Origin of the sequence: Sphingomonas silueang, from assembly GCF_040049155.1 — a bacterium.
In the GTDB taxonomy this organism is placed as follows: Bacteria; Pseudomonadota; Alphaproteobacteria; order Sphingomonadales; family Sphingomonadaceae; genus Sphingomonas; species Sphingomonas silueang.
On the sequence record NZ_JBDZDK010000004.1, the window covers coordinates 132,074 to 155,790 of the forward strand.

20 protein-coding genes are annotated in these 23,717 nt (G+C 69.7%); 12 read left to right on the forward strand and 8 right to left on the reverse strand.

The genetic code is table 11. The features are described from left to right. Positions 1 to 7 precede the first annotated feature (7 nt). The 3 genes from ABLE43_RS06030 to ABLE43_RS06040 all read left to right on the forward strand — a co-directional run bounded on the left by ABLE43_RS06030 (position 8) and on the right by ABLE43_RS06040 (position 4,482). On the forward strand, positions 8 to 1,687 hold the full coding sequence (locus tag ABLE43_RS06030) for a M20/M25/M40 family metallo-hydrolase (protein WP_348977573.1): 1,680 nt from the start codon (positions 8 to 10) through the stop codon (positions 1,685 to 1,687). 168 nt (positions 1,688 to 1,855) lie between these two features. Continuing rightward, entirely contained in the window at positions 1,856 to 3,475 is a 1,620-nt protein-coding gene (locus tag ABLE43_RS06035) for a M28 family metallopeptidase (protein ID WP_348977574.1), read from the forward strand. A 179-nt stretch (positions 3,476 to 3,654) separates the two neighbouring features. Next, a complete protein-coding gene (locus ABLE43_RS06040; protein WP_348977575.1) occupies positions 3,655 to 4,482 on the forward strand; it encodes a Rossmann-fold NAD(P)-binding domain-containing protein in 828 nt (275 codons plus the stop codon). Here ABLE43_RS06040 and ABLE43_RS06045 read toward each other — a convergent pair. From ABLE43_RS06045 to ABLE43_RS06055, 3 genes are all read right to left on the reverse strand, one after another. Then, a complete protein-coding gene (locus ABLE43_RS06045; protein WP_348977576.1) occupies positions 4,392 to 5,306 on the reverse strand; it encodes a DMT family transporter in 915 nt (304 codons plus the stop codon). The two genes, ABLE43_RS06040 and ABLE43_RS06045, sit on opposite strands and share 91 nt — an antisense overlap. Further along, the gene (locus tag ABLE43_RS06050; protein WP_348977699.1) at positions 5,303 to 6,304 is read right to left on the reverse strand and encodes a threonine aldolase family protein; all 1,002 of its coding nucleotides are present in this window, start codon (positions 6,302 to 6,304) and stop codon (positions 5,303 to 5,305) included. Before ABLE43_RS06050 ends, ABLE43_RS06045 begins: the two co-directional genes overlap by 4 nt. A gap of 196 nt (positions 6,305 to 6,500) precedes the next feature. Beyond that, positions 6,501 to 8,768: a transglycosylase domain-containing protein gene (locus tag ABLE43_RS06055; RefSeq protein WP_348977577.1), complete on the reverse strand. Its 2,268-nt coding sequence runs from the start codon at positions 8,766 to 8,768 to the stop codon at positions 6,501 to 6,503. Positions 8,769 to 8,902: 134 nt separating this feature from the next. On the opposite strand from ABLE43_RS06055, the gene ABLE43_RS06060 reads away from it, so the two are divergent. The 5 genes from ABLE43_RS06060 (at position 8,903) to ABLE43_RS06080 (ending at position 13,942) form a co-directional block, all read left to right on the forward strand. Next, positions 8,903 to 9,265 (forward strand): DUF4440 domain-containing protein, encoded by a 363-nt coding sequence (locus tag ABLE43_RS06060; RefSeq protein ID WP_348977578.1) that lies wholly within the window; start codon positions 8,903 to 8,905, stop codon positions 9,263 to 9,265. Positions 9,266 to 9,440: 175 nt separating this feature from the next. Next, positions 9,441 to 11,642, forward strand: a complete 2,202-nt coding sequence (gene uvrB / locus ABLE43_RS06065; RefSeq protein ID WP_348977579.1) for an excinuclease ABC subunit UvrB — start codon at positions 9,441 to 9,443, stop codon at positions 11,640 to 11,642. Between the two features lie 151 nt (positions 11,643 to 11,793). Next, a complete protein-coding gene (locus tag ABLE43_RS06070) occupies positions 11,794 to 12,819 on the forward strand; it encodes a glycoside hydrolase family 5 protein (protein WP_348977580.1) in 1,026 nt (341 codons plus the stop codon). 41 nt (positions 12,820 to 12,860) lie between these two features. Further along, positions 12,861 to 13,388: a hypothetical protein gene (locus ABLE43_RS06075; RefSeq protein ID WP_348977581.1), complete on the forward strand. Its 528-nt coding sequence runs from the start codon at positions 12,861 to 12,863 to the stop codon at positions 13,386 to 13,388. Then, positions 13,388 to 13,942, forward strand: a complete 555-nt coding sequence (locus ABLE43_RS06080) for a hypothetical protein (protein ID WP_348977582.1) — start codon at positions 13,388 to 13,390, stop codon at positions 13,940 to 13,942. Before ABLE43_RS06075 ends, ABLE43_RS06080 begins: the two co-directional genes overlap by 1 nt. A 447-nt stretch (positions 13,943 to 14,389) precedes the next feature. Here the strand turns inward: ABLE43_RS06080 and ABLE43_RS06085 are convergent, their stop codons facing one another. The 3 genes from ABLE43_RS06085 to ABLE43_RS06095 form a co-directional block, all read right to left on the reverse strand. Then, positions 14,390 to 15,154 (reverse strand): formate/nitrite transporter family protein, encoded by a 765-nt coding sequence (locus ABLE43_RS06085; protein ID WP_348977583.1) that lies wholly within the window; start codon positions 15,152 to 15,154, stop codon positions 14,390 to 14,392. Positions 15,155 to 15,421: 267 nt separating this feature from the next. Beyond that, positions 15,422 to 17,212: an IlvD/Edd family dehydratase gene (locus tag ABLE43_RS06090; protein ID WP_348977584.1), complete on the reverse strand. Its 1,791-nt coding sequence runs from the start codon at positions 17,210 to 17,212 to the stop codon at positions 15,422 to 15,424. Positions 17,213 to 17,229: 17 nt separating this feature from the next. Further along, the gene (locus ABLE43_RS06095) at positions 17,230 to 18,360 is read right to left on the reverse strand and encodes an aldose epimerase family protein (RefSeq protein WP_348977585.1); all 1,131 of its coding nucleotides are present in this window, start codon (positions 18,358 to 18,360) and stop codon (positions 17,230 to 17,232) included. Between the two features lie 134 nt (positions 18,361 to 18,494). Here ABLE43_RS06095 and ABLE43_RS06100 point away from each other — a divergent pair, with 134 nt between their 5' ends. Both ABLE43_RS06100 and araD1 read left to right on the forward strand, forming a co-directional pair. Continuing rightward, a complete protein-coding gene (locus ABLE43_RS06100) occupies positions 18,495 to 19,814 on the forward strand; it encodes a sugar MFS transporter (RefSeq protein ID WP_348977586.1) in 1,320 nt (439 codons plus the stop codon). A gap of 13 nt (positions 19,815 to 19,827) precedes the next feature. After that, positions 19,828 to 20,814 carry an AraD1 family protein gene (gene araD1 / locus ABLE43_RS06105; RefSeq protein WP_348977587.1) on the forward strand — a complete coding sequence of 329 codons (987 nt, stop codon included), beginning with the start codon at positions 19,828 to 19,830 and terminating at the stop codon, positions 20,812 to 20,814. 97 nt (positions 20,815 to 20,911) lie between these two features. Here araD1 and ABLE43_RS06110 read toward each other — a convergent pair whose 3' ends face one another. After that, complete coding sequence (locus tag ABLE43_RS06110) at positions 20,912 to 21,445, reverse strand: NUDIX hydrolase (RefSeq protein ID WP_348977588.1); 534 nt, start codon at positions 21,443 to 21,445, stop codon at positions 20,912 to 20,914. Positions 21,446 to 21,455: 10 nt separating this feature from the next. Between ABLE43_RS06110 and ABLE43_RS06115 the strand changes: the two genes are divergently transcribed. Next, positions 21,456 to 21,845 (forward strand): HIRAN domain-containing protein, encoded by a 390-nt coding sequence (locus ABLE43_RS06115; protein ID WP_348977589.1) that lies wholly within the window; start codon positions 21,456 to 21,458, stop codon positions 21,843 to 21,845. Positions 21,846 to 21,959: 114 nt separating this feature from the next. Here ABLE43_RS06115 and gspN read toward each other — a convergent pair whose 3' ends face one another. Then, complete coding sequence (gene gspN, locus ABLE43_RS06120; protein WP_348977590.1) at positions 21,960 to 22,652, reverse strand: type II secretion system protein N; 693 nt, start codon at positions 22,650 to 22,652, stop codon at positions 21,960 to 21,962. 17 nt (positions 22,653 to 22,669) lie between these two features. On the opposite strand from gspN, the gene ABLE43_RS06125 reads away from it, so the two are divergent. Next, entirely contained in the window at positions 22,670 to 23,692 is a 1,023-nt protein-coding gene (locus tag ABLE43_RS06125; protein WP_348977591.1) for a type 1 periplasmic-binding domain-containing protein, read from the forward strand. Positions 23,693 to 23,717: the final 25 nt, after the last annotated feature.

A 23,717-nucleotide genomic window follows, 5' to 3' on the forward strand; every position in this document is an offset into this window, starting at 1 on the left:
GATTCCAATGTTCCGTCCAGCCTTGTCGCTCGGCCTTTTCCTCGGCACCGCCGCCGTCGCCCAGACCGCGCCCGTGCCTGTTCCCGCCCCGACCCCTGCACAGGTGCAGGCGGCCAATGCCGAGATCAACGCCGTCCTGCCGCCCGCGCAGGCGGCGATGAAGGCGCATGTCATGTTCCTGGCGAGCGACGCGATGCGCGGGCGCGACGCAGGTTCGCCCGAATTCGACATCGCCGCGCAATATGTCGCGTCGCAATTCTATGCCGCGGGGCTGCGCCCGGCGGGCGACGACGGCAGCTATCTCCAGCGGGTGCCGCTCATCAAGGTCGGCCCGGCCGATACGGGCGCGGTGAGCCTCGCCGGACAGGCGCTGACCTTCGGGCAGGACTATCTGCCCGGCGTCAATCCCGCGGCCCCCGAAACCGCGCTCGACGCGCCGGTGGTCTATGTCGGCTACGGCGTGTCGTCGCCTGCGCGGGACGATTACGCCGGGCTCGACGTGCGCGGCAAGATAGTGGCGGTGGTGCGCGGCGCGCCGGACGGCCTCGACAGCGAGGAAGCGGCGCATTTCGGCGGCTATGCCACCAAGGCGGCGGTGGCGAAGGCCAAGGGCGCGATCGGCATCATCGCGCTCCAGACGCCCGAGGTGTCGGCGCGTGCGCCGATGAGCAAGACCGTCGCGACCGCGCAGCCGACCAGCGTCACCTGGGCCGCGCCGGACGGCAAGGGGCACATCATGGGCGACGGCGTGCCGACGCTCGCCACCCTGTCGGCGACGGGCGCGGAAAAGCTGTTCGCCGGATCGGGCACGACCTGGGCCAAGGCCGCCGCCGCGCTGGACGGCAAGGGGAAGTTCCGCGGGGTCACGCTCAAGCCCCGGCTGGCAGTGAAGATCAGGACGACCACGACCCCGCTGCCGAGCTACAATGTCGCGGGGCTGCTGCCCGGCAGCGATCCGGCGGTCGCGCCGGAGACGGTCGTGCTTTCCGCGCATCTCGATCACGTCGGCGTCGGCGCGCCCAATGCGAAGGGCGACACCATCTACAACGGCGCGATGGACAATGCGGTCGGCATCGCCTCGCTGATCGAGGAGGCCAAGCGGTTCAAGGCGGCGGGCAAGGCACCGCGCCGCTCGATCCTGTTCCTTGCGGTGACCGCAGAGGAGAAGGGCCTCGTCGGCTCCGACTATTTCGCGCATTACCCCACGGTCGGAAAGGTCATTCCCGGCGGCAAAATGGTCGCAGACGTCAACCTCGACATGCCGATCATCACCTACAAGTTCACCGACGTGATCGCGTTCGGCGCGGCGCGATCGACGCTGGGCGACATCGTCAAGCGCGCGGCGGCGCAGGCAGGCGCCAGCTTCTCGCCCGATCCGATGCCGGAGATGGCGCTGTTCGTGCGTTCCGATCACTATCGTTTCGTGCAGCAGGGGGTGCCCTCGGTCTTCCTGTGGCCGGGCACGTCGGGGCCGGGCAAGGCGGCGGTCGATGCGTTCTTCGCCAACAACTACCACAAGCCATCGGACGAGGTGGTGCAGGGCCCGCCGATCGACTGGGAATCGGGCGAGCGGTTCATCAACGTGAACTATCAGATCGCGCGCGAGATCGCCGACGCACCGCAGCGCCCGGCGTGGAACAAGGGCGATTTCTTCGGCACGCTGTATAACGGCTACGGCGCGAAGTAGGCGGGCGTATCCCCCGTGCCCTACCCCCGCGCAGGCGGGGGGCCAGGGTCCGGCAGGCCGGAGCGTCCCGCATTCGGCACTGGACCCCCGCCTGCGCGGGGGTACGCTGGTGGCCGATGCCGGACCGGCGCTTCTCCCGGACGATGACCAGAACGACAAGGAAACCCCATGCGCCTCCTCCCCCTCGCGCTGCTGCTGATCTCCACCGCCGCGCCGGCGCAGACCGCGCCGCCGCCGCTCACCCCGCAGGAAGCGGCGATGCGCGCGCATGTCGCCTTCCTCGCCGCCGACGACATGAAGGGGCGCGAACCCGGCACGCCGGAATATGACCGCGCCGCCGCCTATGTCGCCGACCAGATGCGCGCGGCGGGCCTGCTGCCCGCGGGCGACAACGGCACCTATCTCCAGAAGGTGCCGCTGGCGTCGGCGGTGCCGAACGGCGAGGGGCGGCTGACCGCGCCGGGCCGTCCCGCGCTGACCTTCGGCACCGATTACATCACCCCGACCAGCTTCCGCGACGCCGACCTGAAGCGCAGCGGCGAGGTGGTGTTCGTCGGGCGCGGCGTCGTCGATCCGGCGCACGGCATCGACGATTATGCGGGGCTCGACGTGAAGGGCAAGATCGTCGCCTATCTCTACGGCGCGCCCGCCACGCTGCCGAGCGAGATCCGCGCGCATCTGGCCAGCGGCGATTCGAAGCGGGCGACGGCGGCGGCGAAGGGCGCGATCGGCGTGATCGCGATCGAGAATGCCGAACAGACCAAACGCTATCCCTTCAGCTACCTCGCCAATGTCTGGCGCTCGAAGCGGATGACGTGGGTGGGCAAGGACGGCATGCCCCATGTCGTCGCCCCCACGGCGCCCGCGGTCGCTTCGCTCAGCGCGACCGGCGCGGCCCGGCTGTTCACCGGCAGCAAGATCGACTGGGCGGCGGTGGTGAAGGCCGATGCGGCGGGCGGGCCGACGCCGCGCGGGGCCACGGGCGTGCGCGTGTCGACGCAGCAGCGCGCGACCGTCACCCGCTTCGACAGCAGCAACGTCGTCGGCAAGCTGCCCGGCAGCGATCCCGCCTTGCGCGACCAGTATGTCGCGCTGTCGGCGCACCTCGACCATATCGGCATCTCGACCGATCCGACGCTGCCGAAGGACGCGGACCGGATCAACAACGGCGCGATGGACAATGCCGCGGGCACGGCGGCGATGATCGAGGCGGCGAAGCTGTTCGCCGCCGATGCGCAGCGCCCACGCCGCAGCCTGTTGTTCGTCAGCGTCACCGCCGAGGAGAAGGGGCTGATCGGCAGCGATTATTTCGCGCAGAACCCGACGGTGCCCAGGGGATCGATCGTCGGCGACGTGAACCTCGACATGCCGATCCTGTCCTATCGCTTCCAGGACCTGGTCGCGATCGGCGCGGATCATTCGACCGTGGCGCAGGCGGTGGGCCGCGTCGCCGCGTCCAAGGGGCTGAAGCTGGTGCCCGATCCCGAGCCGGAAGAGGCGATCTTCGTGCGTTCGGATCACTACAGCTTCGTCAAGGCGGGCATCCCGGCGGTGTCGCTCGACACCGGGCCGGGCGGTCCGGGTGCCGCGGCGATCGCCGATTTCCTCGAGCATCGCTATCACCAGCCCGGCGACGACATGCACCAGACGTTCGACTGGACGGCGGGGCGGATGTTCGTCCAGATCAACCACGACATCGCGCTCGACCTCGCCAATGCCGACGAACGCCCGAAGTGGAACAAGGGCGATTATTTCGGGGTGCTGTACAACGGCTATGGGGCGAAGTGAGGATTGGTCCGCACGATTGGAGCAATTCAGACCGTTCGTCCTGAGTAGCCGCTGAGCGAAGTCGAAGCGGCGTATCGAAGGACCGTCCTGGGGCAGGTGCTTCGATACGGGCCTTCGCCTTCGCTCAGTCCCTACTCAGCACGAACGGTCCGGACATTAGGGTGGTAGGAAGGACCAGAATGCGCCTGCTGATCTTCGGCCTGGGCTACAGCGCCCGCGCCGTCGCCGATCGCCTGACCCCGCACGGCTGGCGCGTCGTCGGCACCACCCGCGACGGGCGCGGCGGCAGCATCGCCTTTGCCGACCGCGACCGGGTGGCGTTCGAGGCGCGCGCGGCGACCGCGATCCTCTCGACGGTGCCGCCGGAGCGCGACGGCGATCCGGTGCTCGACGCCTACGGCGACCTGCTGGACGGGCGGACGCTCGCCTATCTGTCCTCGACCGGCGTGTACGGCGATGCGGGCGGCGGCTGGGTGGACGAGAGCGCACCGCTGACCGGGCGTCGCGCCAGTCGCAACGAGGCCGACCGCGCATGGCTGGCGCGGGGCGCGCGGGTGTTCCGCCTGCCCGGCATCTACGGCCCCGGCCGATCGCCGCTGGAGCGCGTCCGCGAGGGGCAGGCGCACCGGGTCCATTCGCCCGGACAAGTGTTCAGCCGCATCCATGTCGCCGATATCGCCGAAGGGGTGGCGCGCGGGCTGCGCGCGCCCGCCGGTGCCTATAACCTCGCCGACGATTGCCCCGCGCCGCAGAACGATGTCGTCGCCTATGCCGCGGCGTTGCTGGGGCTGCCCCCGCCGCCGTTCGTGCCGCTCGAATCGCTCAGCCCGATGGCGCGGGCCTTTTACGCCGAGAACCGCCGGGTCGCGAACGGCCGGGCGAAGCGGGTGCTCGGCTGGGTTCCGGCGTTCCCCGACTACCGGTTCGGCCTGCGCGCCCTGAGCGCCACGACCAGCCCGGCCAGCGCCAGCGCCGCGCCCGCGCCTGCCAGCAGCGACCAGCGATAGCCCTCGAAGACCGTGGACAGCAGCATCGCGATCACCGGCACGACCACGCCGTTATAGGCCGCCTTCGCCGGGCCGATCGCGCGGATCAGCCCGAAATACAGGGTGAACGCCACCGCCGACGCGACGATGCCGAGGTAGAGCAGCCCCGCGAAATAGCTCCAGCGCCAGTCGAACACCGGCGGCCCGACCGTCGCCCCGGCATAGGCGGCATCGATCGCGGCGCCGATCAGCATCGCGATGCCCAGCACCGGGACCATTGGATAGGCGCGCGCGGTGGGCGTTGCCTGCATGACGTTCGCGACCGACGCCGACAGCACGCCCGCGAGCGAGATCGCCAGCCCCAGCAGCACCACGCCGCCGTTCTCGGGGTGGCTGCGCGCCTCGTGCAGGAACAGCAGCGCGACCCCGGCGAGGGCGATGCCCGATCCGACCAGCAACTGCCGCCCCATCCGCTGACCGAGGAAGAGGCGGGCGAGCAGCGCATTGGGCACCACCAGCAGCGCGTACATCAGCGCGACGAGGCCGGAGGTGATGTGCAGTTCGGCGCGATAGACGAAATTGAAGTTCAGGCAGAACTGCGTCAGCCCCAGCCCGGCGGCGAACAGCCAGCCGCGCCGGTCGAGCGCGATGCGGTCGCCGCGCAGCGCCGCCCATGCCAGCATGGTCATCCCTGCGATCACGAAGCGGTACGTCACCGACCAGGAGGCGGGGACCAGCCCCAGCTGGTCGCGGATGACGATCCACGTCGATCCCCAGATCAGCGTGACGATCGCGAAGGGGATCAGGACGGCGGGCGTCGCCGAGCGGGGCGGGGGCGCGGTCACAGCGCCGCGATCGCCGCGGCAAGCGGGCGGACGACGTCCGTCCCCTGATCCCACGCCACCACCAGCCGGGCCTGCCCGACGCCCCAGTCGTAGAAGTCGAACCCCTGTGCGCGCAGGGCGGCGGCCTCTTGCGCGGTCAGTGCGACGAACACCTCGTTCGCCTGTACCGGATGCACCAGCCGCTCGCCCGCTGCTTCCGCCAGCAGCGCCGCCCCGGCATTGGCGGTGCGGGCGTTGGCGAGCCACAGGTCGCCCTCGATCATCGCCAGCAGCTGCGCGGCGAGGAACCGGCCCTTCGACGCCAGCAGCCCGGCGCGCTTGCGGCGGTACCTGGCGACCTTCGCGAGGTCGGCGCGGAAATACACCAGCGCCTCCGCCGACATGCCGCCGTTCTTGATGCAGCCGAAGCTCAGCGCATCGACCCCAGCGCGCCATGTCACCTCGGACGGGTGGCAGCCGAGATGCGCGACCGCATTGGCGAAGCGCGCGCCGTCCATGTGCAGCCCGAGGCCGCGCGCGCGGGCGACTTCGCCGATCGCCGCTACCTCGTCCGGCGCGTAGACGCAGCCCGCCTCGGTCGCCTGGGTGATCGAAACGACGTGCGGCTGCACCTGATGCACGTCGTCGCGGACGGTCGCGAGGAAATCGGTGATCGCTCCCGGCGTCAGCTTGGCGTGCTCGCCGTCGAGCAGCATCAGCTTGGCGCCGTGCGTGTAGAATTCCGGCGCGCCGCCCTCGTCGTTCTGGATATGCGCATGCGCGTGGCAGATGATGCCGCCGTGCGGCGGGCACATCGTCGCCAGCGCGATGCAGTTGGCGGCGGTGCCCGAGGGTACCCACAGCACCGCGACCTCGCAGCCGAACAGGTCGCCGAACGCCGCATCGAGTTTCCGGCTCAGCGCATCGCCGTCATAGGCGGTATCCTGCCCGTTCGCGGCGACGATCGCGTCGAGCACGGCGGGATGGGCGGGGGCGGCATTGTCGGAGAAGAAGCGCATGGCCGATGCCTTGCGACCGTGCGGGGCGGGGGTCAACGGCTTCCTGTCCGCCTGTGCTGGAACGGTGCGACGGTCGTCGTACCATGACTTCTTCGTCATTCCCGCGCAGGCGGGAATCCATACGCGCAGGTGGCGGGTCTTGAAGCGCGAACGTCGCGTCTATGGATTCCCGCCTGCGCGGGAACGACGGACCGGCCTATTGCTCGTCTTCGTCCACCGGCGGTTCGCGGCCCGGTCCGCGCCGGTCGTCCAGCGGCGGTCCGCGGCGCGCGTCGGGCGGGCCGTCGTCCTCGCGCCGTCGCGGTTCGCGGGGGTTGAAACGGACCTGTCCGTCGCGGTCGAGCGTCACGTCGACCCCCGGCCCCTCGATCGTCACCGGCCCCTCGTCGGGGATGCCCAGCGCCTCCTGCACCGCGTCGATCGCATTGTCGATCGGCTCGGGCTCGGCCACCACCGGCTCCGGCGCGCGCAGGTCGAGCGCCTGGCGCATGAAGTCGCGCCAGATGCGCGCGGGCAGCCCGCCCCCGGCCAGCCCCGGATTGGGCGTGTTGTCGTCGTTGCCCAGCCACACCCCGGTCACGATCCCCCCGGCATAGCCGATGAACAGCGCATCGCGATTGTCCTGCGTCGTGCCGGTCTTGCCGAAGGCGTCGACCGGCAGGTTGGCGGCGATGCCGGTGCCCTGCCGGATCGATGCCGCCAGCAGCGTGCGCATCCCCTCCAGCTCATGCCGCCCGAGCGCCTTGCGCGACGAGCGCAGCCGGTCGAGCCATGTCGGCTCCTGCGCCTCGGCAAGGCCGCGCGGCACCACCGGCGCTTCCCCGGCGGCGATCGCGGCATAGGCGCTGGTGAGTTCGAGCAGCGAGACGGTGGAGGTGCCGAGCGCGATCGACGCCTCGTTCGCGATCGGCGTCGAGATGCCGAGGTCGCGCGCGGCGCGGATCACGTTCTTGACCCCCACCTCCTTGGTCAGCCGCGCGGCGGCGACGTTGCTGGAGCGCTGGAACGCGCGGGTGAGGGTGATCGCGCCCAGATAGCGCCCGTCGCTGTTCTTGGGCTTCCAGTCGCCGATCGTCACCGGCTCGTCGAGCACCTCGCTGTCGGGGTCGAGGCCCGAGCGCAGTGCCGCCAGGTAGACGAACAGCTTGAAGGTCGATCCCGGCTGCCGCCGCGCCTGTACCGCGCGGTTGAACGGGCTGGCGCGGTAATCCTTGCCGCCGACCATCGCGATGACCCGACCGTCGGGGCGCATCGCGACGATCGCGACCTGCGTCTGTTTCAGCCCCGCGCCGCGCACCGCGCGTTCGGCGGCGCGCTGCATCTTCACTTCCAGCGTGGTCGTGACCTTGCGATCCGTGCCGATGCCGCCCTCGCGGTCGCGTGCCTGCGGCAGCACCCAGTCGGCGAAATAGGTGCCCGAAGGCAGCGTCGAATTGTCGGTCACGCGCAGCACCGCGGGCTTCACCCGGTCCGCCTCGCGCGGCGTCAGATAGCCCGCCGCCTGCATCGCGCCGACGACCACCGCCTGCCGCGCGCGCGCGCCCTTCAGATTGGCGGTGGGGGCAAGGCGCGACGGTGCCTTGACGAGGCCCGCGAGCATCGCCGCCTGTCCCACGGTCAGATCCTTGGGCGCGCGGCTGAAATAATGGTGCGCGGCGGCGTCGAGGCCATAGGCGTTGTCGCCGAAATAGGCGTTGGACAGGTAGCGCGACAGGATTTCGTCCTTGGTCAGCCACGCCTCCAGCCAGAAGGCGATCATCACCTCGCGCAGCTTGCGCGTCGCGGTCCGGTCCGAATCGAGGAAGGCGTTCTTGGCGAGCTGTTGCGTGATCGTGCTCGCCCCCTGTCGCACGCCGCCCGCCGCGGTGTTGGTCCACAGTGCGCGGGCGATGCCGCGCGGATCGACGCCCCAATGGGTGCGGAAGCGGCGGTCCTCGATCGCCATGAACGCTTCGGTGACATGCGCGGGGAGTTTGGTCGCGTCGACCGGCTTGCCGATGTTGGCGCCGCGCTCGGCGATCGGTTTCCCCTCCGCCGACAGCAGCGTGATCGACGGCGGGGCGGGCGGCTCCAGCGACTTGGACAGCGGCGCGGTGAACGCCAGCCACGCGATCGCGATCACCAGCAGCACGATCAGCACGCCGAACCCGCGCATCGCCCAGCGCAGATACCAGCGCAGCGGGCGGCGGCGACGCAGGGCGGGTGCGGCGGCGGGCGCGACCTGATCGGCGACGCTGCGGTCGAACGCCGACAGCGCATCGTCGAACGAATCGATCCGTTGCCGCCGGTCGGCGGGATCGTCGCGATAGGCGCGGATCGATTCGTCCAGCCGCCGCCGCCGTTCCGCCGCCTCGCCGGTCAGCGGGCGCGACAGTCGCCCGACCTCGCCCGGCGCGATCCTGTCGCCCGGCGGATAGGGATCGCCGCCGGAGGGATCGGTACGGTTGGAGCGACGCCAGAACATCGGACTGTCCTATTTGGCTAGAACGCTCTCGGCAAGCGGAGTCGCGGCCGTGCGTTCGTCCGCGATGGACCGCGCGCGGAACCCTTGCGCCTGTCCATACGCTGGGTCGCGGCAATCACCGGAGAATTTGGACCATGGACGACGACCGCATCTGGCGCTTCGAGGAAAGCCTGTGGACCGCCGATGCGGCCCATTACGAGGAGTCGATCGACGACGCATGCCTGATGGTGCTGCCCGCCCCGCCGTTCGTGTTCACGGGTGCCCAGGCGATCGACGCGGTGAAGGACACGCCGCGCTGGGACCAGGTGTCGCTGACCGACCGGCAGGTCGCGCGCCCGCAGGAAGGGCTGATCGTCGTCGCCTACAAGGCGGAGGCGCACAAGGGCGGCGAGGCGTATCTGGCGTACTGCACCTCCACCTATCGCCGGGTCGAGCATGAGGTGTGGACGGTGGTGCAGCACCAGCAGACCCCGCCGCTGACGTCGAAGGGCGAATGACGGCGTAGCCGCAAGTCATACCGTACCCCCCGCGCAGGCGGGGGTCCAGGGCCGGATCGAACCACCTGCGTATCGGGCTCTGGCCCCCCGCCTGCGCGGGGGTACGCAGTGGTAAGGTTGCTATTCCGGCTGGGCCACCGTTGCCGATCCGTTCCCCGTGACCCATATTCCGCCCATGGCGATCCAGATCCGCACCAACCTGTCCGAACCCGAAACCGGGCAGAGCTTCATCCCCCACCGGCCCGCGCGGCCCGAGAAGGTGGACGCGGGCAAGCGCTTCGTCATCAAGTCCGACTACCAGCCCGCAGGCGACCAGCCGACCGCGATCGCCGAACTGGTGGCGGCGGCAAGGGCGGGCGAGCGCGATCAGGTGCTGCTGGGCGTCACCGGATCGGGCAAGACCTTCACCATGGCCAAGACGATCGAGGAGCTGCAACGCCCCGCGCTGATCCTGGCACCCAACAAGATCCTCGCGGCGCAGCTGTACGGCGAGATGAAGTCGTTCTTTCCCGACAATGCCGTCGAATATTTCGTCAGCTATTACGATTACTACCAGCCCGAGGCGTACGTCCCGCGCTCGGACACCTATATCGAGAAGGAAAGCTCGACCAACGAGGCGATCGACCGGATGCGGCACTCCGCGACGCGGTCGCTGCTGGAGCGCGACGACGTCATCATCGTCGCGTCGGTGTCGTGCCTCTACGGCATCGGTTCGGTCGAAACCTATTCGGCGATGATCTTCGACCTGAAGAAGGGCGATGTGGTCGACCAGCGCGAGATCGTGCGCAAGCTGGTCGCGCTGCAATACAAGCGCAACGACGCCGCGTTCCAGCGCGGCAACTTCCGCGTGCGCGGCGACAGCCTTGAGCTGTTCCCGTCGCACTATGAGGATAGCGCGTGGCGCATCACCTTCTTCGGCGACGATATCGAGGAGATCACCGAGTTCGATCCGCTGACCGGCAAGAAGATCGCGAACCTCAACTCGATCCGCGTCTATGCGAATTCGCACTATGTGACGCCCGGCCCGACGTTGAAGCAGGCGGCGGAGGCGATCAAGCATGAGCTGGCCGAGCGGCTGAAGGAACTGGTCGGCGAGGGCAAGCTGCTGGAGGCGCAGCGGCTGGAGCAGCGCACCAATTTCGATCTCGAGATGATCGCCGCCACGGGCAGCTGCGCGGGGATCGAGAATTACAGCCGCTTCCTGACCGGTCGCCTGCCCGGCGAACCGCCGCCGACGCTGTTCGAGTATCTGCCCGAGAATGCGCTGCTGTTCGTCGACGAGAGCCACCAGACGATCGGCCAGATCAACGGCATGTCGCGTGGCGACCACCGTCGCAAGATCACGCTGGCCGAATACGGCTTCCGCCTGCCCTCGGCGATCGACAACCGGCCGCTGCGCTTCAACGAATGGGACGCGATGCGCCCGCAGACCGTCTGCGTCTCGGCGACGCCCGGGTCGTGGGAGATGGAGCAGACCGGCGGCGTGTTCAGCGAACAGGTCATCCGCCCGACCGGCCTCATCGACCCTCCGATCACGATCCGGCCCGTCGAGGAACAGGTCGACGACCTGATCCACGAGGCGAAGGAGACGGCGAAGAACGGCTATCGCACGCTCGTCACCACCCTCACCAAGCGCATGGCCGAGGATCTGACCGAGTTCATGCACGAGGCGGGGCTCAAGGTCCGCTACATGCACAGCGACGTCGAGACGCTGGAGCGCATCGAGCTGATCCGCGACCTGCGCATGGGGGTGTATGACGTGTTGGTCGGAATCAACCTGTTGCGCGAGGGGCTGGACATTCCCGAATGCGGGCTGGTCGCCATCCTCGACGCCGACAAGGAAGGGTTCCTGCGCTCCGAAACGTCGCTGATCCAGACGATCGGGCGCGCGGCGCGCAACGTCGACGGGCGGGTGATCCTCTATGCCGACCGCATCACCGGCAGCATGGAACGCGCCATCGCCGAAACCGACCGCCGGCGCGAGAAGCAGCGCGCGTACAACGAGGCGCACGGCATCACGCCCACGACGATCAAGCGCCAGATCGGCGACATCATCGCCGACGTCGCCTCGCGCGATCAGGTGACGGTGGAGATCGACGAGGATCGCCCGCACATGGTCGGCCACAATCTGCGTTCGTACATCGAAAGCCTCGAGAAGCAGATGCGCGAGGCGGCGGCCAATCTCGAGTTCGAGACGGCGGGGCGGTTGCGCGACGAAATCCGCGCGCTGGAGAGCGAGGAACTGGGCCTGCCCGCCGCCGAGCACAAGGCGCCGATCATGGGCCGCTCGAACGAAGGCAAGCCGGGGACGCGCAAGACCCGCTACGGCAAGCAGAAGGCGATGCGCATGGCGGGCGCGGGCGGACGGCGGCGGTAGGGCGGGTCGGCGTTGCGCCCCTCCCTTCCAGGGAGGGGGGCAGATTAAATGCATTTCGTGGAATATCGGCGTAGCGAGGGGCATCCCGACAGCGCTGGACAATCGCAACCACCCGCGCCACCCTCCGGCGAAAATGCCGGAGGGGGAGTCCATGCGCCACATCATCGCCGCCTGCGTCGCGCTGACGCTGGTCACCAACGCCGCCGCCCAGCAGAAGCCGCGCTATTCCCCCGCGCCCGCCGCCGTGCCGCGCACCGGAGCGGCGCTGCGGCTCGGCAAGTGCATCAACCTGTCGAACATGCTCGAAGCGCCGACCGAAACCGCATGGGGCCGCGCGTTCCGCGACGACGACATGACGCGGATCAAGGCGAAGGGCTTCACCGGCCTGCGCCTGCCGGTGCGCTTCTCGGCGCATGCGGGCGAGAAACCGCCCTATCGCATCGACCGCGCCTTCATGCAGCGTGTCCGCCACATCGTCGACCTGGCGACCGCGAACGGGATCGCGGTGATCGTCGACCTGCATCATTACGAGGAACTGTTCGACGATCCGGCGGGCCATGCCCCGCGCTTCGCCGCGCTGTGGCGACAGGTGGCGGAGGCATTCCGCGACGCGCCGCCCAGCGTCTATTTCGAGCTCATCAACGAACCGCACGGCAAGCTGACCGCCGCCAACCTGCTGGCGGTCGTCACGCCTGCGCTGAAGGCGGTGCGGGCGAGCAACCCCACCCGCCCGGTGGTGATCGACGGGCCGGACTGGGCCGGGCTGGACGCGATGTTGGCCAGCCCGTTTCCCGACGACCCCTATGTCGTGCCGACCTTCCACTTCTATGACCCGCCCAATTTCGGACTGGACAAGGCCGACTGGCTGACCCCGAAGGTCAAGGAGATGTACGGCGACCGGCAGGATCTGACTCAGCTCGACGCGGCGATCGCCAAGGTGACGGCCTATGTCGCGCGCACCGGGCGCGTGCCGTTCGTCGGCGAATATGGCGCATGGGAAGGGCGCAGCGCGGAGCAGCGGGCGCGCTATTATCCGATCGTCAGCACCGCATGGGCATCGGCAGGCATCCAGAGTTGCGCGTGGGGCTATACCAACACCTTCCAGCTCTATCGCGACGATGGCGGCTGGCTGGATGGCGCGGTGGACCGCATCACCACCACGACGACCTTGCCCTAGGCGGTTGAGGCACCGGCAAGCATGGCCCATAAGATCGGGCCATGCGTAGCCTGTTGCAGTTCGCCCCGATCCTCCTCCTCGCCGGATGCGTGCCGCCCGCCGCACCGCCCGCCGCCGCGCCCGACCCCATCGAGCGTGCGCCGCGGCCGACGCCGCCGGTCGCCACGGTGCCGCCCGCCGTCGGCGACTGGCGCGACTGGCCGTTGACGCCGGGCGACTGGCAGTATCGCGGGCTCGGCACCGGATCGGTCGCGACCTATGGCGCGCGGGGGGGCGTGCCGGTCGCGACACTCGCCTGCGACACGGGTAGCCGCCGGGTGACGCTGACCCTCGCGAGCAGTCGCCCGGCCCCGGGCACGCTCACGATCCGTACGTCGAGCACCCAGCGGAGTGTGCCCGTCCAGCCCGCCCCCGGCGGCGTCGCGCTGACGCTCGGTGCGGACGACCGGCTGCTCGACGCGATCGGGTTCAGCCGCGGGCGCTTCGTGGTCGAGGGTGCGGGCGTCGGTCGGCTGGTCTTGCCCGCCTGGGCCGAAATCCTGCGCGTGACCGAGGATTGCCGCCGCTGATGCCGCGCCGCGCGCTTGCCCTTGCGCTGTTCGTCGCCGCCTGTTCACAGGCACCCGATCCCGCGCCTGCGCCCAGCCCGACCCCGGTCGCCACGCCGCGCCCGACACCCTCGCCGCGGGCGCTGCGTCCCGGCGAGTTGCCCACGCCCGAACTGGACGGCGCGGCGCCGCTGGCGGGTGCATGGCGGTTCCAGGCATCGGCGGCGGGCAGCGCGGCGCTGTACGAATCGAACGGACAGGCGGTCTTCGCCGTGCGCTGCGATCCGCGCGCGCGGCGAATCGTGTTCGTGACGCCGCATGCGGGCGACAGCATCCGCCTCTATGTGGCGGACGCCGCCGCGACCTTTCCCGCCGACCGTATCGACGGCCGGTCGGAGGCGGCAGTGACCACCGGGCAGACGTTCCTCGACGCGCTGGTGCGCGCGAAATCGATCGGCGTGGGCAGCGGGGAGGGGCCGGTCGCCCGGTTGCCCGGCGACGATGCGATCCGCACCGTGGTGCGATCGTGCCGCCCCGGCGGCAGGGCGGGGATTGTCGGCGCAACGCGCGCGTAATTCAAGTCTTGTACGCAAAGATCGGATGGCACACATTGCGAGTGCGCCACCGTTCGGGGCGTAACGGCTTTAACTAGCGAAAGGAGGTGATCCGATGTCTCATGGTTCAGCAATGGGGTCGGTTCAGTTCGTTCGGGAGACGCGCCGCTAAGCCTATCGGGCCGTGCGGGGGGTATCCTCCCCCAGACAACGCATGGCCTTGCTGACGCGGCTCGCATGGTCTCCCGGGCTGGAGCTTCCGGCCGCTGACCATGCTTGAGGTCGCCGGGTGTCGAGAGACCCCGGCGGCCTCTTTCATTTTTGTGCGCCTTGCGTGCGCTTGGAGTCCGATCCGCTTGCGCGGATGCGGCACCGGCCCGCTCCCCCACCCGGCCACCCATCGAGGATACCGTGCGGGTGGCCGGGTGGGGGAGCGGGCCGGTGCCGCGCTGATCCGGCGTTGCCGGATCAGACTTTGGCGTGGCCCGCCGCGAGAACGATCGCGACCGCACTGCCGCCGAGGATGTTGCCTGCCGTCGCCAGTAGCAGGTTGTACGCCAGTCCGCCGATCGGCACCGCCGCCGGATCGAGCAGCGCCGCGATCGGCAGCAGCGTCATGTTCGCCACCGAATGCTCGAATCCGGCGGCCACGAACAGCGTGACCGGGCCGATGACCGCCACGATCTTGCCGCCGATCGATTTGGCCCCGGTCGCCATCCATACCGCCAGGCACACCAGCATGTTGGCCAGTACGCCCGAGGCGAGCAGCGCGCCCCCGTCCTTGCCGAGCTTGGTCGCTGCGGTCTTCAGCGCCGCCTCGCCGACCGCGCCGTCGATCGCCTGCGTCGCGCCCGATGCGACGAACAGCGCGGCGATCGCGATGCTGCCGACCAGATTGGCGACCCACACCACGGCCCAGTCGCGCAGCGTCTCGCCGATACCCAGTCGCTCCTGCGCGGCGGGCAGCACCAGCATCGTGTTGCCGGTGAACAATTGCGTACCCGTCACCATCACCAGCATCAGCCCGACCGAAAAGGCGACGCCGGACAGCAGTTGCAGCGCCCCGCCTGGCGTGCCCGCCGCCTGCGCGATCAGATAGCCGATCGCGCCGAAACCGATCTGCGCCCCCGCCGCGATGCCGAGCAGCAGCATCGCTCCCACCGGGGGCCGCGTCTTGGCGAGCATCGCGTCGTCGATGGTGTCGGCCAGTTCGGCGGCGGTGGCGTCGGCCATGGAGTGCTCCTGTCGTTGTGACAGGGGAACGACCGTGGCGGGCGCGGGGTCCATAGGGTGGTGTGGGTCGCGACCGTCAAGGACAAGCCCGTGCCCCGGCGAAGGCCGGGGCCCAGTTGCGAAGCGCATCGAAGGAAGCGCGGATGTTCCCCCACTGGACCCCGGCCTCCGCCGGGGTGCGGATAGTGCCGCGCTCGCTCCCTGCAACGCGAAACGGCGCGACCCTTGGCAGGCCGCGCCGTTTCCCTCTCCCCGACCGGTCGCGCGTCAGTGGTTGTCGCGCGGCAGTCCCTGCGTCTGGGCGATGCGCTGGAATTCCTCCGCGCCTTCGAGGATCGCGCCGGTCGCCATCTGGCCGACCACCGAGCGCTGGATCGCCTGCCACGGCGTCTGCGACGCGGGGTAGCGATAGCCGCCCTCCGCCTCCAGCGCGCGGCGACGCTCCGCCAGTTCGTCGTCGGACAGCAGCACGTCGGCGCGGCCCTTGCCCAGATCGATCCGCACCCGGTCGCCGGTGCGCAGCAGGGCGAGGCCGCCGCCCGCCGCCGCTTCCGGGGAAGCGTTCAGGATCGAGGGGCTACCCGACGTGCCCGACTGCCGCCCGTCGCCGATGCACGGCAGTGCATGGACGCCTTCCGTGATGAGATAGGCGGGCGGGCGCATGTTCACGACTTCCGCCGCACCGGGATAGCCGATCGGCCCCGCGCCGCGCATGAACATCAGCGTCTCGGGCGTGATGCCGAGCGCCGGATCGTCGATGCGGTGGTGATAGTCCTCCGGCCCGTCGAACACGACCGCCGGCCCCTCGAACGCTTCCGGGTCGTCGGGGTTGGAGAGATAGCGGGTGCGGAATTCCGGCCCGATCACGCTGGTCTTCATCACCGCCGCGTCGAACAGATTGCCCTTGAGCACGATGAACCCGGCGTCTTCCTTCAGCGGCTGGTCGAACGGGCGGATGACCTTCTCGTCCTCGATCGTCGCGTCACGGCAATTCTCGCCGATCGACTTGCCGTTGACGGTCAGCGCGCCTTCCGCGATCAGCCCCGCGCCCATCAGCTGGTTGACGACGGCGGGCACGCCGCCCGCGCGGTAATAATCCTCGCCGAGATATTCGCCCGCCGGTTGCAGGTTCACCAGCAGCGGCACCTTGTGCCCCTGTTCCTGCCAGTCCTCGATCGGCAGGTCGACGCCGATGTGCCGGGCGAGCGCCGCGAGGTGGATCGGCGCGTTGGTCGAACCGCCGATCGCCGAATTGACCTTGATCGCGTTGTGGAACGCATCCCGGGTGAGGATGTCGGAGGGCTTCAGATCCTCGCGCACCATCTCGACGATGCGCAAGCCCGTGCGGTAGGCGATTTCCTGCCGGTCGCGATACGGCGCGGGGATCGCCGCCGATCCGGGCAGCTGCATGCCGAGCGCCTCGGCCAGCGAGTTCATCGTCGTCGCCGTGCCCATGGTGTTGCAATAGCCGGTCGAGGGTGCCGACGACGACACGAGGCGGATGAATTCCTTGTTGTCGATCTCGCCCGCCGCCAGCATCTGGCGCGCCTTCCACACGATGGTGCCCGAACCGGTGCGCTCGCCCTTGTGCCAGCCGTTGAGCATCGGCCCGACCGACAGCGCGATCGCCGGGATGTTCACGGTCGCCGCCGCCATCAGGCACGCAGGCGTCGTCTTGTCGCAGCCGATCGTCAGCACCACCCCGTCAAGCGGATAGCCGTAGAGCACCTCGACCAGCCCCAGATAGGCGAGGTTGCGGTCGAGCCCGGCGGTCGGGCGCTTGCCCGTCTCCTGGATCGGATGGACCGGGAATTCGAGCACGATGCCGCCCGCCTCGCGGATACCCTCGCGCAACCGCTCGGCCAGCACGAGGTGGTGGCGGTTGCAGGGTGACAGGTCGCTGCCGGTCTGGGCGATGCCGATGATCGGCTTGCCCGACTGGAGTTCCTCCTGGCTGAGGCCGAAGTTCAGATACCGCTCGATATAGAGCGCGGTCATGTCGATATTGTCGGGATTGTCGAACCACGCGCGGCTGCGCAGGGCGGGGGTGTCGGTCATCGGTTGCGGCCTTCGGATCAGCGGGTCGTGGAGAGGCGATAGATCATGACGTGGCGATACGGCGTGCCCGGCCGCACCTCCGGCGAGCCGAAGTTCGGCTGGTTGGGCGAATCGGGAAATTTCTGCGGTTCCAGCGCGATGCCGTCGCCCATGCGATACAGATGCCCCTGCTTGCCGACATAGGTGCCGTCAAGGAAGTTGCCGGTATAGAACTGGAGGCCCGGTTCGGTGGACAGCACCTCCAGCACGCGCCCGGTCGCGGCGTCCTCCAGCCGCGCGGCCAGCTCGGGGGTATCGCTCGGGCCCTTGTCGAGCACGAAATTGTGGTCATAGCCCTGACCCAGCCGGATCTGTTCGTCGCGCCCGTCGCGGATGCCGTCGGCGATCAGCCGGGCCTTCCGGAAATCGAACACGGTGTTCACCACCGGGCGCAGCTCGCCGGTCGGGATCAGCCGCGCGTCGACCGGGGTATAGCTGCCTGCGGGTACGGTCAGCCGGTGCTGCACCGTGCCGCCCGGCGCGCCTTCGCCCGCAAGGTTGAAGATCGCGTGGTTGGTCATGTTGACGATCGTCGGCTTGTCCGTCGCCGCATCGAACGCGATCGTCAGGTCGCCCTTGTCGTCGAGCGAATAGGTCACTGCGACCGTCAGCGTGCCGGGATAGCCCTGGTCGCCGTCCGGGCTGGTCAGCGTCAGCTTCACCGAAGCGACCGGCCCCGACTTCACCTCGGCGACGCGCCACATCCGCTTGTCGAACCCGGCGGTGCCGCCGTGGAGCGAATTGGTCTTGTCGTTCTGCGTCAGCTGATACGCCCGCCGGTCGATCGTGAAGCGGCCCCCGGCGATGCGGTTGGCATAGCGGCCGACCGTCACCCCGAAATAATTGGGGCGCGATTCGTAGCTCGCGACATCGTCGTAGCCGAGCACGATGTCGGCGCGCCTGCCGTTGCGGTCGGGCGCGATCAGCGATTGCAGCGTCGCGCCATAGGTCAGGATGCGCGCCGACACGCCCCTGCCGTTCGACAGGGTGATCGCCTCCACGGCGGTCCCGTTCTTCAGCCGCCCGGCGGCCTCGCGCTTCGCATCGGCGGCATGGGCCGACGTGATCGTCAGCGCGGCAGCCGCCGCTGCCAGACCCCAGTGGTACATCGCTTGCTCTCCCCTCCCGCGTGGCCGTTGACGCGGCTTGTTTCGGCATATAGTCAGACAATAACGATTTGGGCAAGCGGATGTGACGAGCCAACCGTCGGCCCGGCCCGAAATGCGAGGGGAGTGCCAAGAATATGCCCGCACCGATTTCGTCCGCCCGGCCGCAGCCCGGCGGCGCGGCGCCGTCCGCCAACTACACCTCCGCGCTGGTGCTGCTCGCCAGCCTGTTCTTCATGTGGGGGTTCATCACCGTCATCAACGGCACGCTGCTGCCGCACCTGCGCAGCGTGTTCGAGCTGAGCTATTTCCAGGCGGCGCTGATCGAATCGGTGTGGTTCATCGCCTATTTCTTCGCCTCCATCCCCTCCGCCAAGCTGATCGAGCGGATCGGCTACCAGAAGTCGCTGGTGACGGGGCTGCTCGTCATGGCGGCGGGATCGCTCGGCATGACGCTGGCGGCCAGCCTGCCGTCCTACGGCGTCACGCTGTTCATGCTGTTCGTGATCGCCAGTGGCATCACCCTGCTCCAGGTCGCGGCCAACCCCTATGTCGCGGTGATCGGCCCGGCCGAAACCGCATCGTCGCGGCTCAATCTAGTGCAGGCGATGAACTCGGCGGGCACGATGCTCGCGCCGCTGTTCGGTGCCTATCTGATCCTCGGCCGATCGAAGGGCGGCACGGCGGAGGCGGGCACGGTGCTGACCCAGGCCGAGCGGCTGGCCGATGCCCAGTCGGTGATCCTGCCCTATGCGCTGGTCGCGGTCGTGTTGCTGGTGCTGGCGATCGTCATCGCCCGCTTCCCGCTGCCCGCCATGGGCGCCGCCACCGCGCGCGTGGCGAAGGCGGAACGCCAGAATCATTCGCTGCTCCGCCACCGCAACCTGGTGTTCGGGGTCGGCGCGATCTTCATCTACCTGATCGCCGAGATCGGGGTCGGCAACCTGTTCGTGAACTTCGTCACCCTGCCCGAAATCGGCAACATGACCACCGAACAGGCCGGACGCTATCTGACGTTGCTGTGGGGCGGCATGATGGTCGGCCGCTTCGTCGGTTCCGCGATCATGCAGAAGGTGGCGGCCGAAACCGTGCTGGCCGTGTTCGCCGTCGGTGCGTTCGTCACGATGATGGTGACGGTATTCGCCACCGGGCCGCTCGCCATGTGGTCGCTGATCCTCGTCGGGCTGTTCCATTCGATCATGTTCCCGACGATCTTCACGCTGGGCATCAAGGGGCTGGGGCCGCTGACCGAGGAAGGATCGGGGCTGCTCATCATGGCGATCGCAGGCGGTGCGCTGGTCGCGGTGCAGGGCTGGCTGGCCGATCACTACGGCCTCCAGAACTCGTTCCTGCTGACCGCGGTGTGCGAGCTCTACATCGTCTTCTACGCGGTCTGGGGGTCGAAAGTGACCAACCCCATCGCCGATCCGGTCGCCGACACCGACGCTTTCGCCTGAAGGAACTGCCGACATGACTCTCCGCCTGTTGCAGCGCGTGGCCCCCACGCGCGCCGTCATCGCCGCCACCGATGGTGGTGCGCACATCGTCCCCGGCTTCGCGAGCGTCCGCGACCTCGCGCTCGCCGCGATCGAGGGCGGCCACGGCCTTGCCGATGCGATCGCCGCCGCGGGGCAGGGTGAGGCGGTCGATCTGCCCGTGCTGTTCGACGCCGGGCAGATCGGATCGCCGATCGACCACGAAGACCCGGCGCATGTCGTGATGACCGGCACCGGCCTCACCCACCTCGGTTCCGCCGAGGGGCGTGACAAGATGCACCGTGCCGCCGCCGAGGCCGCGACCCAGACCGATTCGATGCGCATGTTCCTCGAAGGGGTCGCGGGCGGCAAGCCGGCGGAAGGGCAGGTCGGCCAGCAGCCCGAATGGTTCTACAAGGGCGACGGCAGCCAGCTGGTCGCCCCCGGCGGCGACTTCGCCATGCCGCATTTCGCCAAGGACGGCGGCGAGGAGCCGGAACTGGCGGGCATCTACCTGATCGGTCCCGACGGCACGCCGCACCGCATCGGCCTCACCCTCGCCAACGAATTCTCGGACCATGTGACCGAGCGGCACAATTATCTGTGGCTCGCGCACAGCAAGCTGCGCCAGGCATCGCTCGGCCCCGAACTGCTGGTCGGCACCCCGCCCGAGCATGTCGAGGGGACCAGCCGCATCGTGCGGGGCGGCGAGACGATCTGGGAAAAGCCGTTCCTGTCGGGGGAGGCGAACATGTCGCACAGCCTCGCCAATCTCGAGCATCATCACTTCAAATATGCGCTGTTCCGCCGTCCGGGCGACATCCATGTCCATTTCTTCGGCACGGCGACGCTGTCCTTCTCCGACGGGATCGGCACGCAGGAAGGCGATGTGTTCGAGATCGCGGCGGCCCCGTTCACCCTGCCGCTGCGCAACCGCCTGACGCGCGCGGGCGAGGAGACGGTGGCGGTCCGCCAGCTCTGACCCTCCGTCCTTCCGGCGGAGCGTACCGCCGCGCACCTGGTTGTCGTCATTCCCGCGAAGGCGGGAATGACGGACAGGATGGTTTCATCCCCTGCCTTCATCCCCCCAGCAGCGGTGCGATCCGGTCGAGCAGCGGCAACTGGCTCTTCAGCATCATCGTGCGCGCCTCCGCGACGGGCATCCAGCGCGCGGCGTCGACTTCGGGAAATGCGCGCCTGCGCCCGCTGCGGGGCGGCCATTCGATCTCGAACGTCGTGCTGACGATCCGCCCGGTATCGACATCCTGTTCGGCGGCGAAGGCGGACACCGACTTGCCGCCCGCCTGCCTGACCATGCCCAGCGGTGCGAGCGGCCCGGCGACCGTCACGCCCAGTTCCTCCGCCACCTCGCGCCGGGCGGCGTCCTCGACCGCTTCGTCCGGTTCGACATGGCCCTTGGGGATCTGCCACGCGCCGACCTGTCGCCGCGCCCAGAACGGGCCGCCGGGGTGGACGAGCAGCACGGCGGGGGTCGGCTTTCGGCGATAGAGGAGGATTCCGGCGCTATGCTGCGGCATGGTGTGACGAGGCCCCTGTCTACGGGCGATCATATGCGTCGCCCCGCTGTTGCTCGGGATACGCCGCCGACCCATGTTGCGTTCCATGCGCGAACTCAGCCTGCACGTCGTCGGGGCCGATCACCCCAATCGCAGCGGTCGCGGCAACCGCCGCTTCGAGATATTGCTGTGCCGTCCGGGCGAGCCGGTGACGCTGGCGCCCGAGCCGCGCAACCCCGTGGACCCCAATGCGGTGATGGTGCTGAGCGCGCGGGGCGTGCAGATCGGCTATCTCACCGCCGACCGCGCGGCGTGGATCGCGCCGATGCTGCGTAGCGGGCGGGAATGCCACGCGATCTTCCAGCAGCCGACACCGGCAGGGGCGGCGATCCGGCTCGCCTTCGACGGTCGTCGCCCGGCGTTGCCACGGGCGGTCGGGGAAGGGGCCGACGAGGAACCCGATTACTGGCCCGACGACCTGCCGCCGGACGACTGAGCAGCCACCGCTACCCTCCGTTCGTCCCGAGCGACGTCGGGGGACGTGGCGCAGGCGCTGTGCATGGTGTCTCGACTACGCTCGACACGAACGGGGGGAGATGAAGATGCGCCCTCAGAACGTCCCTTCGACCTTCGCCCCCGCGGGCAGGCCCGTGAACGGCAGCGTCGCCGCGCCGTCGCCGGTCATCTGGAACGACAGCGTGCCGTTCTCGCGCAGCGTCGCGTCCATCAGCGTGCGCCGCCGCTGCGCCTCGGGCACCAGCCGGATGCGCGTCTCCTGCCCGATATGCTCGGCGGTCAGCAGCATAGCGGGGGTGGCGGCGGCGACATTGCCCGGCCGCGTCGCGCAGGTGCCCGGCTCGATCGCGACGCGCCCCTCGGCAAAGGCGCCGCCGTCGACGCTCGACAGCTTCGGCACGTCGATCTGCATCACCGCGTCGCAGGTGAAGGGCAGGTCCGGCTGCAATGCCTGGAGCAGCGAGGCGTCGGCCGATCCCGCCACCCGGTCGAGCCGCACGCCGCCGGGGTAGGCGATCGCCTGTCCGCCGAGATCGGTGTCCGGACCCGTGGCGGTCCAGTCCACCGCGAAGCCGAGGCTGGTGAGGCTGCGCAAGGGCGCGAAACGCCATTCGAGGCGGCTCCCGCCCGCGATCCCGACCTCGCCGTGCCAGATGGTGCCGCCCACGCCGCTGCGCCACGCGACGTTGCGCACGATCAGGCTGGCGGGCAGCGTCGCCACCATCGCCACCGCGAACGAGGCTATGCCGAGCGCGGCGAAGGCGATACTACGCCGCCGTGCCTGCAATCTCGAAGGACTCGGCGATGCAATCGCGACGTGCGGCCCTGCGGCTGCTGGGGCAAGGGCTGCTGCTGGCGTCGGCGGCATGCGGTTCGTCCCCCCTGTGGGCGGCCCGCCGGGCGAAGGGCATGGCCGCGTTGCTGGTGCCGCTCACCGGCGAGCGGAGCGCGCTGGGCCGTAGCATAGCCGATGCGGCGACGCTTGCGGAAACGGATGTGGCGGCGCTTCGGATCCTCGACACCGGCGGCACGCCCGCAGGGGCGGTGCGCGCGGCGCAAGGCGCGGTGCAGGCGGGGGCGAGGCTGCTGCTCGGCCCGCTGACCGCCGCGGAGACGCGCGCGGTGGCGCAGGCGGTGGGCGCGCGCGTGCCGGTGCTGGCGCTGACCAACGATGCAGGCGCGCGCGGGCAGGGGGCGTTCGTGCTCGGCATCACGCCGGGACAGGCGACGCAGGCGTTGCTCGGCTATGCCCGGTCGCGCGGGGTGCGCCGGGTGCTGGTGCTCGACGACGCCGGCGCGTGGAGCAGCGGTTGCGCCGCTGCGGCCAGGGCGGCGGAAGGCGACCTCGGCCTGTCGGTGCAGGTCTTGCGGGCGCTCCCCGGCGTGATCCAGGCCGATGCGCTGTTCGTGCCCGGCGGCAGCGCCGCGACGCTCGCGGCGGCGCAGGGGGCGCGCGCGGCGGGCGTGCAGTTGCTGGCGACGATGCAGGCGCTCGACTATCGCCCGGAGGCGATGGCCGCGCTGGAGGGGGCGTGGATCGCCAGCCCCGATCCCGAACGCTTCGCGACCTTCGCCACCGCCTTTGCCGCGCGCAACGGCGGGCGGCCGGGGGCGATCGCCGCGCTTGGCCACGACGCCGCCTTCATCGCGCGGGCCTTGCGGGAAAGCGACGCCGCGACCCGCGAGGGGGTGCTGCGCGAGGCGGGGTTCGATTGCACCACCGGCCCGTTGCGCTTCCGCTCGGACGGCAGCTGCGCCCGCGACTTCGCGATCCTGGTGGCGAAGGCCGGGCAATATGAGAAGGTGGCCGAGAGCCGCGGGGCATGATCGGAACGGCGGGCAGGTCCGGGCG

Coding starts and splice junctions, on each gene's coding strand:
- ABLE43_RS06030 (WP_348977573.1), top strand. CDS start 8: ATGTTCCGTCCAGCCTTGTCGCTCGGCCTTTTCCTCGGCACCGCCGCC.
- ABLE43_RS06090 (WP_348977584.1), bottom strand. CDS start 17,212: ATGACCGACACCCCCGCCCTGCGCAGCCGCGCGTGGTTCGACAATCCC.
- ABLE43_RS06050 (WP_348977699.1), bottom strand. CDS start 6,304: ATGCGCTTCTTCTCCGACAATGCCGCCCCCGCCCATCCCGCCGTGCTC.
- ABLE43_RS06035 (WP_348977574.1), top strand. CDS start 1,856: ATGCGCCTCCTCCCCCTCGCGCTGCTGCTGATCTCCACCGCCGCGCCG.
- ABLE43_RS06100 (WP_348977586.1), top strand. CDS start 18,495: ATGCCCGCACCGATTTCGTCCGCCCGGCCGCAGCCCGGCGGCGCGGCG.
- uvrB (WP_348977579.1), top strand. CDS start 9,441: ATGGCGATCCAGATCCGCACCAACCTGTCCGAACCCGAAACCGGGCAG.
- ABLE43_RS06075 (WP_348977581.1), top strand. CDS start 12,861: ATGCGTAGCCTGTTGCAGTTCGCCCCGATCCTCCTCCTCGCCGGATGC.
- ABLE43_RS06040 (WP_348977575.1), top strand. CDS start 3,655: ATGCGCCTGCTGATCTTCGGCCTGGGCTACAGCGCCCGCGCCGTCGCC.
- ABLE43_RS06070 (WP_348977580.1), top strand. CDS start 11,794: ATGCGCCACATCATCGCCGCCTGCGTCGCGCTGACGCTGGTCACCAAC.
- ABLE43_RS06085 (WP_348977583.1), bottom strand. CDS start 15,154: ATGGCCGACGCCACCGCCGCCGAACTGGCCGACACCATCGACGACGCG.
- ABLE43_RS06110 (WP_348977588.1), bottom strand. CDS start 21,445: ATGGGTCGGCGGCGTATCCCGAGCAACAGCGGGGCGACGCATATGATC.
- ABLE43_RS06095 (WP_348977585.1), bottom strand. CDS start 18,360: ATGTACCACTGGGGTCTGGCAGCGGCGGCTGCCGCGCTGACGATCACG.
- araD1 (WP_348977587.1), top strand. CDS start 19,828: ATGACTCTCCGCCTGTTGCAGCGCGTGGCCCCCACGCGCGCCGTCATC.
- ABLE43_RS06125 (WP_348977591.1), top strand. CDS start 22,670: ATGCAATCGCGACGTGCGGCCCTGCGGCTGCTGGGGCAAGGGCTGCTG.
- ABLE43_RS06080 (WP_348977582.1), top strand. CDS start 13,388: ATGCCGCGCCGCGCGCTTGCCCTTGCGCTGTTCGTCGCCGCCTGTTCA.
- ABLE43_RS06060 (WP_348977578.1), top strand. CDS start 8,903: ATGGACGACGACCGCATCTGGCGCTTCGAGGAAAGCCTGTGGACCGCC.
- ABLE43_RS06055 (WP_348977577.1), bottom strand. CDS start 8,768: ATGTTCTGGCGTCGCTCCAACCGTACCGATCCCTCCGGCGGCGATCCC.
- ABLE43_RS06115 (WP_348977589.1), top strand. CDS start 21,456: ATGCGCGAACTCAGCCTGCACGTCGTCGGGGCCGATCACCCCAATCGC.